3 protein-coding genes and 1 pseudogene are annotated in these 9,318 nt (G+C 76.2%); all 4 read left to right on the top strand.

Features of this window, described 5'->3' with window-relative positions:
• Window positions 1-9 precede the first annotated feature (9 nt).
• Window positions 10-6,390 (top strand): annotated as a pseudogene (locus ACRAKJ_RS27075) (thioester reductase domain-containing protein); the annotation flags it as partial.
• Window positions 6,391-6,478: 88 nt separating this feature from the next.
• Window positions 6,479-7,699 carry a cytochrome P450 gene (locus ACRAKJ_RS27070; protein WP_438925060.1) on the top strand — a complete coding sequence of 407 codons (1,221 nt, stop codon included), beginning with the start codon at window positions 6,479-6,481 and terminating at the stop codon, window positions 7,697-7,699.
• A 19-nt stretch (window positions 7,700-7,718) separates the two neighbouring features.
• The gene (locus tag ACRAKJ_RS27065) at window positions 7,719-7,937 is read left to right on the top strand and encodes a ferredoxin (RefSeq protein WP_438925061.1); all 219 of its coding nucleotides are present in this window, start codon (window positions 7,719-7,721) and stop codon (window positions 7,935-7,937) included.
• 10 nt (window positions 7,938-7,947) lie between these two features.
• A complete protein-coding gene (locus tag ACRAKJ_RS27060) occupies window positions 7,948-9,318 on the top strand; it encodes an FAD-dependent oxidoreductase (RefSeq protein ID WP_438925062.1) in 1,371 nt (456 codons plus the stop codon).

The raw sequence follows: 9,318 nt of genomic DNA, 5'->3' as shown, positions 1-9,318 counted from the left end.
GAGGAGAAGCAGGACAAGCTCGTCGACTACCTCAAGTGGGTCACCACCGAGCTGTCGTCCGCGCGTTCGCGGATCGCGGAGCTGGAGTCCGCCGCCGACGAGCCGATCGCGATCGTCGGCATGGCCTGCCGCTACCCCGGCGGCGTGGCGTCACCGGAGGACCTGTGGCGGCTGGTGGCCGACGAGGTGGACGCCATCACCGAGTGGCCCACCGACCGCGGCTGGGACGTGGACGCCCTCTACGACCCCGAGCCGGGCAAGCCGGGCCGCACCTACACCCGGCACGGCGGCTTCCTCGACGGCGCCACCGGGTTCGACGCCGACTTCTTCGGCATCTCCCCGCGCGAGGCGCTGTCGATGGACCCGCAGCAGCGCTTGCTGCTGGAGACCGCGTGGGAGCTGTTCGAGCACGCCGGCATCGACCCGGAGCCGCTGCGCGGCAGCGACACCGGCGTGTTCGTCGGCGTGCCCGAGCAGACCTACCTGGGCCTGGAGGCCCCGGAGGAGCTGGAGGGCTACCTGATGACCGGGAAGCTGGCCAGCGTCGCCTCCGGTCGGGTCGCCTACACCTTCGGCTTCGAGGGACCGGCGGTCACCCTGGACACGGCCTGCTCCTCGTCGCTGGTCGCGCTGCACCTCGCGGTGGGTTCGCTGCGGCGCGGCGAGTCGTCGCTGACCCTGGCGGGCGGCGTCACCGTCAACGGCGACCCCGGCGGGTTCGTCGACTTCGCCCGCCAGCGCGGTCTGGCCGCCGACGGCCGCTGCAAGTCCTTCGGCGCCGGCGCGGACGGCACGGCCTGGGCCGAGGGGGTGGGCCTGCTGCTGCTGGAGCGGCTGTCCGACGCGCGCCGCAACGGCCACCGCGTGCTGGCGGTGGTGCGGGGCACGGCGGTGAACCAGGACGGCGCGTCCAACGGCCTGACCGCGCCCAACGGGCCCTCGCAGGAACGCGTCATCCGCGCCGCCCTGGCCGACGCGGGCCTCGTCGAGTCCGATGTGGACCTGGTCGAGGCGCACGGCACCGGCACCCGGCTGGGCGACCCGATCGAGGCGCAGGCGCTGCTGGCCACCTACGGCGCCCACCGGGACGAACCGCTGTGGCTGGGATCGCTGAAGTCCAACATCGGCCACTCGGCCGCCGCCGCCGGCGTGGGCGGCGTGATCAAGGTGGTGCAGGCCATGCGCCGCGGCCGGATGCCGAAGACCCTGCACGTCGAGGAGCCCACCCCGCTGGTGGACTGGGACCTCGGCGCGGTGCGCCTGCTCACCGAGGCCCGGGACTGGCCCGCGCGACCCGACCGGCCGCGCCGCGCCGGCGTGTCCGGGTTCGGCGTCAGCGGCACCAACGCGCACGTCGTGCTGGAGGAGGGCGACCGGGAGGAGGTGCCGGAGGGCCCCGGGCTGCCGCTCGTGCCGTGGGTGCTGTCCGCCCGCCCCGGCGGGACCGCCGACCAGGCCGCCCGGCTCGCCGCCTGGGTCCGCGACGGCGGCCTGGACCACCGCGGCCCCACCGCCGTGGGCCGCGCCCTGGCCGCCCGCGCCCGGCTGGCCGAGCGCGCCGTGCTCCTGGTCCGCGACCGCGAGGACGCGCTCGCCCGGCTGGAGGACCTGGCCGCGGGGCGGCCCGCGGCGGACGTCGTGCTCGGCACCGCCGGCGACCCCCTCAAGCCCGTGCTGGTGTTCCCGGGTCAGGGGTCGCAGTGGGTGGGGATGGCGGTGGGGTTGGCGGAGGGTTCTCCGGTGTTCGCGGCTGGGTTGGCTGAGTGTGGTGCGGCGTTGCGTCCTTTTGTGGAGTGGGATGTGGATGCGGTGTTGCGTGGTGGGGGTGGTGGGGGGTGGTTGGATCGGGTTGATGTGGTGCAGCCTGTTTTGTGGGCTGTGATGGTGTCGTTGGCGGGGTTGTGGCGGTCGGTGGGTGTGGTGCCGGCTGCGGTGGTGGGTCATTCGCAGGGGGAGATCGCGGCGGCGTGCGTGGCGGGTGCGTTGTCGTTGGAGGACGGTGCCCGTGTCGTCGCCCTGCGCAGCCGGGCGATCCGCTCCGCCCTGGCCGGCCGCGGCGGCATGGTGTCGATCGCGCGCCCGGAGGAGTGGGTGCGCGAGCGGATCACCTGCTACGCCGGCCGGGTCGAGATCGCGGCGGTCAACGGTCCCGGTGCCGTGGTGGTCTCCGGTGAGCCCGCCGCGTTGGAGGAGTTGCTGGTCTCTTGTGAGGCCGAGGGGGTGCGGGCGAAGCGGGTGCCGGTGGACTACGCCTCGCACTCGGCGCACGTGGAGGACGTGCGTGAGGAGTTGGCCCGGTTGTTGGCGCCGGTGGTGCCGCGTCGGGCGGAGATCCCCATGTTGTCCACCCTGACCGGTGAGTGGGTGCGGGGTCCGGAGCTGACCGCGGACTACTGGTTCGCCAACCTGCGCCGGCCGGTGCGCTTCGCCCCCGCCGTCCGGGCGCTGCTGGACCAGGGCTTCGGGGCGTTCCTGGAGTGCAGCCCGCACCCCGTGCTGACCACCGCGGTGCAGGACACCGTCGAGGAGAGCGGGCGGCCCGGTGCGGCCGTCGGCACGCTGCGCCGGGGCGAGGGCGACCTGCGCCGCTTCTGGACCTCGGTCGCCGAGGCCCACGTGCGCGGCGTCCCGGTGGACCTCGCCGCCGCGTTCCCCGCCGGCCCGCACGTCGAGCTGCCCACCTACGCCTTCCGCCCGCGCCGCTACTGGGTGGACGCGGCGGCCGGCCGCGACCCGGCGGGCCTGGGCCTGGCCGGGGCGGACCACCCGCTGCTCGGCGCGGCCGTGGAGGTCGCCGGGGCCGACGAGTTCCTGTTCACCAGCCGCCTGTCGCTGCGCACCCACCCCTGGCTGGCCGAGCACGCCCTGCGCGACGCACCGGTGCTGCCCGCCGCGGCCCTGGTCGAGCTGGCCGTGCGGGCGGGCGACGAGGTGGGGTGCACCGCGATCGAGGAGCTGGCCGTCGACACCCCGCTGGTGCTGCCCCGGCAGGGCGGTGCGCAGGTGCAGGTGCGCCTGTCCGCCCCGGACGGCTCGGGCAGGCGGCGGTTCGCCGTCCACGGCAGGCCCGACGACGGGGACCCGCGGTGGACCCGGCTGGTGAGCGGCGTGCTCGGCACCCGCGGCCTGGACGCGGACTTCGACCTGCGCCGGTGGCCGCCCGCGGCCGAGCCCGTGGACCCCGCCGGCGCCCACGCGCCGCTGGTCGGCGCGGGACTCGACCTCGGACCGGTGTTCCACGGCGTGACCGGCCTGTGGCGCGCGGGCGACGACCTCTACGTCGAGGTCGAGCTGCCCGAGCCGGCCGAGTCCACCGCGGGCGCCTACGCCCTGCACCCGGCGCTGCTCGACGCCGCGCTGCACGTCGTCGGCCCGGCCGGCGGGCCGGGCACCGGTGTGCCGATGCACTTCAGGGGGGTGCGCGTGCACGCCGCCGGGGCCCGCGCGGTGCGGGTGCACCTGCGCCCGACCGGCGACACGACCTGGGAGGTGCGCGTGGCCGACCGGACCGGCCGCCCGGTGGCCACCCTCGACGAGGTCACCATCGCGCCGGTGCCGTTCCGCGAGGTGGCCGAGGCCCGCGCCCGCCTCGGCGACGACCTGTTCACCGTCGACTGGTCGCCGGTCCTGCTGTCCCCGCGCCCCGCCGTCGCCTGGCGGGCCGTGCGCACCACCGGGGACGTCACCGCGACCGACGCGCGGCCGGCGCTGCTGACCTGCGGCGGCACCACCGCGGCCGAGGCGCACGCCGAGACCGGGCGGGTGCTGGCCGTGCTCCAGGCGTGGCTGGCCGACGACCGGCCGGCCGACGCGCCGCTGGTGGTCGTCACCCGCGGCGCGGTGGACCCCGACGGCTCCGGCGTCACCGACCCGGCGGGCGCGGCGGTCTGGGGCCTGGTGCGCTCGGCCCAGTCCGAGGCGCCGGACCGCGTCGTGCTGCTGGACACCGACGGCGACCCGGCCGACGTGCTGCCGGGCGTGCTGGCGCTGGGCGAACCGCAGGTCGCCGTGCGCGGCGGCACCGCGTTCGTGCCGCGGCTGGGCCGAGCCACGCCCACCGGGCGGGAGAGCGGGCGCTGGGACCCCGACGGCACCGTGCTCGTCACCGGCGGCACCGGCACGCTCGGCGCGCTGGTCGCCCGCCACCTGGTCACCGCGCACGGCGTCCGGCGCCTGCTGCTGGTCGGCCGCCGCGGACCGGCCGCACCCGGCGCGCGGCGGCTGGTCGCCGAGCTGGCGGACCTGGGCGCGCACGCCGACGTCGTGGCCTGCGACACCGCCGACCGCGACGCGCTGGCCGCGCTCCTGGCGGGTGTCCCGGCGCGGCACCCGCTGACCGGCGTCGTGCACGCGGCCGGTGTGCTCGACGACGGCCTGGTCGCCGACCTGACGCCGGAGCGGCTGGCGGCGGTGCTGCGGCCCAAGGTCGACGCGGCGTGGAACCTGCACGAGCTCGCCGGGGACGTGTCGGCGTTCGTGCTGTTCTCCTCGGTCGCCGGTGTCGTCGGCGGTCCGGGCCAGGGCAACTACGCCGCCGCGAACGCCTACCTCGACGGCCTGGCCGGGCTGCGCGCCGCACGGGGCCTGCCCGCCACCTCCCTGGCGTGGGGACTGTGGGACGAGGCGAGCGGCATGACCGGCGGCATGGACGAGGCCGACCGCGAGCGCATCACCCGCAGCGGCCTGCGCCCCATCACCTCCGATCGCGGCCCGGCGCTGCTCGACGCGGCGCTGCGCCACGGCCCGGCCGCCCTCGTGGTCACCCCGCTGGACGTGACGACCCTGCGCGAGCGGGCGGAGCAGGCGCCCCGGCTGTTCGGCGCGCTGGCCCGGACCTCGCCGCGCCCGGCGGCGCGCACCGGCGACGGCGGCCCGGAGGACCTGGCCACCCGGTTGGCCGAGCTGGCGCCGCAGGAGCGGGAGCCCGCCGTGCTGCACGTGGTGCGCGCCGAGGTCGCCGCCGTGCTCGGCCACCCCGACCCGGCGCGCATCGGCGCGGACGCGCTGTTCCCCGAGCTGGGCTTCGACTCCCTGACCTCGGTGGAGCTGCGCAACCGGCTGGCCGCCGCCGTCGGGTTCCGGCTGCCGCCCACCCTCGTGTTCGACCACCCGACGCCCGGTGCCCTGGCCGCGTTCCTGCTCGACGGCCTGGGCGCGGAGCTGGGCACCACCGCCCCCGGCACCGACTACACCGCCGACATCGCCCTCGACGACGACATCCGCCCGGCGGCCGAGGTCGTGCCCGCCGTGGACGACCCGGAGGTCGTGCTGCTCACCGGCGCCACCGGTTTCCTGGGCGCCTACCTGCTGCGCGACCTGCTGCGCACCACCCGCGCCCGCGTGCTGTGCCTGGTGCGGGCCGACGACGGGGACGCCGCCCACGAGCGGCTGCGGGACAACCTGGCCTGGTACCGGCTGCTGTCCGAAGTGGACTTCGACCGGGTCGGGGTGGTCCCGGGCGACCTGGCCGAACCCCGGCTCGGCCTGACCGAGGAGCGGTTCGACGAGCTGGCGCGCGAGGTCGACGTGGTCTACCACGCGGGCGCGTCGGTCCACTGGCTGCACCCGTACCCGATGCTGCGCGCCGCCAACGTCGGCGGCACCCGGGAGGTCCTGCGGCTGGCGGCCCGGCACCGCACCGTGCCGGTGCACCACATCTCGACCACGGGCGTGTTCCCGCGCGGCGCGGGCGACGGCCGGCCGCTGCGCGTCGAGGACCCCACCGGGCCCGCCGAGGCGCTGCCCACCGGGTACGTGCGGAGCAAGTGGGTCGCCGAGCAGGTGGTGGAGCTCGCCCGCGAGCGCGGCCTGCCCGTGTCGGTGTACCGGGTCGACGTGGTGTGCGGCGACCAGCGCACCGGCGCCTGCCAGACCCGCGACTACGTGTGGCTGAGCCTCAAGGGCCTGCTGCGCGCGGGCGCCGCGCCGGGCGGGCTGACCGCGCCGGTGCGGGCGGTGCCCGTGGACTACGTCAGCGCGGCGGTGCTGGCGCTGTCGTGGCGCCCCGAGCACACCGGCCGCACGTTCCACGTGTGCAACCCGGAGGGGCCCGAGTTCGGCGAACTGGTGGACTGGCTGCGGGAGCGGGGCTACGAGGTGCCCGAGCGGGACTGGGCCGCGGTCGCGGACAGCGTGCGGTCGGACCCGGGCAACGCGCTCAACCCGCTGCTGGACGCCTTCGAGGCGATGGTCTCGACCGGCGCGGACTTCTACCCGCCGATCGACACCGCCGACACCGCCGCGGCCCTGGCCGCGAGCGGCATCCGGTGCCCGGACGTGGACCGGCGGCTGTTCGACACCTACGTCGACTTCTTCGTCGCCACCGGGTACTTCCCCGAACCCACCGGACCCACCGGGGCCGCCGCCCGCCCGGCGGTGACCGCCCGCTGAGCCGGTCACCGCCCGGCGAGGACCCGGCGGTGACCGGCCGCTGAGCCGAATCCCGTTACGTTGCCGTGCAGGCCCCGAGGAGGTCGAGATGGACACCCTGACCGCGCAGCCCGAGTTGTTCGGCAGCGCGTACTACCAGAACCCTTACCCCGCCTTCGCCTGGCTGCGGGAGCACGCGCCGATGCACCGGTTCCGGTACCCGGTCGGCGACGTCCCCCTGTGGATCGTCAGCCGCTTCGCCGACGTGCAGCGGCTGCTGGCCGACCCCCGCTTCAGCACCGACGGGGCGAAGTGGGCCCGGCAGGACTTCCGGGACGCCGGCCTGGTGCTCGGCGGGGGGACCGTGGTCGAGCGGACCCTGACCATGCTCGACCCACCCGACCACACCCGCGTGCGGAAGCTGGCGATGAGCTCCTTCACCCCGCGCGGCGTCGCCAAGTGGCAGGAGACGATCGACCGCGAGGTCGCCGACGCCCTGGACTGGCTCGGCGAGCAGGCGGAACCGGACCTGATGGACTACGCCGAGCGCGTCCCGGCCCGCGTCATGGGGGCCATGCTGGGGTTCTCGCTCGACCGCTACCACGACGTGCTCGGTGCCATCGCGCGCGGCTTCGACCCGTCCCCGCCCACCCCGGACGCGCCGATGAGGGCGTTCGAGGAGGTCGCCGACTACGGGCGGGAGCTGATCCGGGAGAAGCGGCGCACGCCCGGCGACGACCTGATCTCCATGTTCATCGCCGCCCGCGAGGGCGGCGACCGGCTGACCGAGGACGAGCTGGTGTCCATGGTCGCCCTCATGATCATCGCCGGCCTGGACACCGTGCGCAGCGTCATCGGCTCGGCGGCGCTGGCCCTGTTCGACTTCCCCGACCAGCGGCGCCTGCTGCTGGAGCAGCCGGACCTGGTGGACCGCGCCGTCGAGGAGTTCGTGCGCTACGACGGCGCGTTCACCATCGGCCTGATCCGGTTCGCCACCGAGGACCTGGAGTTCATGGGGGAGCGGCTGACCACCGGCACGCCCGTCATCGCCGCCCTCCAGTCGGCCAACCGCGACCCCGAGCGCTTCCCCGACCCGGACCGGCTCGACATCACCCGCACCGGCCCCCGGCACGTCGGTTTCGGCCACGGCCTGCACAACTGCCTGGGCGCCGCGCTGGCCCGCCTGCAGACCCGCACGGCGCTGCCCGCGCTGTTCCGCCGCTACCCGGACCTGGAGCCGGCCGTGCCGCGCCAGGACGTCCGCCACGACGAGAACTGGCTGGGCCGCAGCGTCAAGCACCTGCCGGTCCGCCTGGACGGACGTGGTTGAGGTGGCCGGGAAGGTGTTCGTGAGCGTGGACCGCGCGGTCTGCGGCGGGGTGGGGCTCTGCGAGTCGATGCACCCGGCGCTGTTCCGCCTCGACGCGGACGGCGTCGCCGAGGCGCGCAAGACCGAGCTGGGCGACCCGGACGAGATCGCCGCCGCGCGCGCCGTGCGCGACTGCTGCCCCACCGAGGCGGTGCTGCTGCGCGGCACCGGGGAGCGGCACGCCACCAGCCCCGACTAGGAGGGACACCATGCTCGAAGCGAAGTCCGGCCCCGCGTCCGGCCACGCCGTGGTCCTCGGCGCGGGCATGGCCGGCCTGCTCGCCGCCCGCGTGCTGGCCGACCGCTGCGCGAAGGTCACCCTGGTGGACCGGGACGAGGTGCGCTCCGCCGGGGGCTGGCGGAAGGGCGTGCCGCAGGGCAAGCACCTGCACGGCCTGCAACCACGCGGTCAGCAGGTCATCGAGGAGCTGTTCCCCGGCCTGACCGCCGCCGCGGTGGCGGAGGGCGGGCAGACCGGCGACGTCGCGGCCAACGTGCGCGTCCACCTGGGCGGCAGGCAGATCCGCAAGCCGGTCGCCGGACTGGTGCTGCTCAGCGTCAGCCGGCCCTTCCTGGAGCGCCACGTCCGCGAGCGGGTGCTGGCGCTGCCCGGGGTCGAGCTGATCGAGCGGTGCGACGTCGTCGGCCTGCTCACCACCGAGTCGCGCGACCGGGTGACCGGCGTGCGCCTGGCCGTGTCCGGCGCCGAGGCGGAGGTGGTGGCGGACCTGGTGGTCGACGCCACCGGCCGGGGCTCCCGCACCCCGACCTGGCTGGAGGAGTGGGGGTACGGGCGGGTCGAGGAGGACGGCGTCAAGATCGGCCTGGGCTACGCGACCCGCCTGTACCGCCTCGGCTCGGGCCTGCCCGCCGACGAGGTCGGGATCAACACGATCGCCTCCCCCGAGGTGCCGCGCGGCGGCATCTGCACGCGCATCGAGGGCGACCGCGCGATCGTCACCGCGTACGGCATCCTGGGCGACCACCCGCCCACCGACCCCGACGGCTTCACCGCGTTCCTGGAGTCGCTGGCAGTGCCGGACCTGGCCAAGGCGCTGGCGGACGCCGAACCGCTGACCGACCCGGTGCCCTACCGCTACCCGACCAGCAGGCGCCGCCGCTACGAGCGGATGCGCGCCTTCCCCCGGGGCCTGCTGCCCATCGGCGACTCGGTGTGCAGCTTCAACCCCTCCTACGCGCAGGGCATGACGGTGGCCGCGCTGAGCGCGCTCGTCCTGCGCGAGCACCTGCGGTCCGCGGACCCCGACCCGCGGGCCTACCTGCGGGACCTGGCGCGGCGGGTGCTCGACCGGTCCTGGGACATGATGACCTCCTCCGACCTGGGCCACCCCCGCGTGGCGGGCGAGCGCGGGGCGCTGCTGCGCCTGATGAACGCCTACATGCGCCGGGTGCAGCTGGCGGCCACCGCGGACGACCGGGTCGCCGCCACCCTCATGCGGGTCAGCGGCCTGGTCGACCCGCCCTCGAAGCTCGTGCGGCCGGACCGGGTGCTCCGCGTCCTGCGCCTGGCCCGCCGCGCGGTCGCGCGACGACCCCGACGAACCGACCCGAAGAGGTGA

It is taken from the genome of Saccharothrix sp. DSM 118769, from assembly GCF_052936295.1.
The sequence above is the reverse complement of the archived record's forward strand: the minus strand, read 5'-3'. Positions and strand labels throughout refer to the sequence as shown.